This window comes from Lactococcus fujiensis JCM 16395 (assembly GCF_002441655.1).
Lineage (GTDB): Bacteria > Bacillota > Bacilli > Lactobacillales > Streptococcaceae > Lactococcus > Lactococcus fujiensis.
This window is the reverse complement of the sequence record NZ_JXJU01000052.1, coordinates 1-846: the sequence shown is the minus strand read 5'-3', so window position 1 is coordinate 846 and position 846 is coordinate 1. Positions and strand designations below refer to the sequence as shown.

Sequence of the window (846 nt, the reverse complement as noted above, 5' to 3'; positions counted from 1 at the left end):
CCCAACGCAAGGAGAGCTAACAATACTAAGCCCCCAATGAACAACTTCTTTTTATCCATCTTTTCTCCTTAATATAATTTAAGTTTTATTTAAGTTAGTTATATCACGAATTTTTTGGCTTTTCAAGATTAAATTGAGAGTTTTTTTTATTTTACACTTCTTGTATTCAAAACATCCCCTCGTTTATTTTTACAACGTGTCGCTAGAAAATAATCACATGTTACGAAAAAAAACGATCGATTTTTCGACGTTTTTTTCTGGAAGTGGGGTTTTAAGGGGGACACTCTCCTTTATCAGCAGACATCCCGACTGAATCTGTCATAGCAGAGCGGGTTTTATACAACAAAAGTAATAGATGAATAAAGAGCTCTCCTCTTCTGTTCCATTATAAAGAATATTTTCTCTCTAATGACTCTGTCAGAAACTTACTCATATTGAGATGGTCGTCCTTTGCCATTACAGCTAAATATTCAGGGACAGTTACATTCTTTCTTACTGTACCAGAATAATATTTTTTCAGATACTTTTTCATATCAATCTTGATTAAGGCGATAAAGTCATCAGGATACTTTTCTTTTAATGTATCCATAGCACTCACTTTTGGCATTGTTTTATAATCTTCAAGTGCAAAGCCAACAACCTCTTCTGCCATTTGAAAAGCCTCTTCTAAGTTTTCTCCTTGTGTCATCGCCTCTGGCACATCAGGAAAAGTCACACTAGTATATTTTCCATCTTTCTTAAAAACTGCTGGGTAAACTACCATTTTTTTCTCCTTATTTCTACCACTCATTACCTTAGTTCTCACTACTTCTTTTTGTTATTTTTTTACTTTTTTTATCGTAAAAT

General features: G+C 33.3%; 1 protein-coding gene. It reads right to left on the bottom strand.

All coding sequences use genetic code 11. The features are described 5' to 3' along the window. Window positions 1-385: 385 nt before the first annotated feature. Window positions 386-763 carry a type II toxin-antitoxin system HicB family antitoxin gene (locus RT41_RS10205; RefSeq protein WP_054640043.1) on the bottom strand — a complete coding sequence of 126 codons (378 nt, stop codon included), beginning with the start codon at window positions 761-763 and terminating at the stop codon, window positions 386-388. Between the last annotated feature and the right edge of the window lie 83 nt (window positions 764-846).

What these genes read in the sequence shown, in the direction of transcription:
- RT41_RS10205 (WP_054640043.1), bottom strand. Translation starts at nt 763, where the DNA reads ATGGTAGTTTACCCAGCAGTTTTTAAGAAAGATGGAAAATATACTAGT.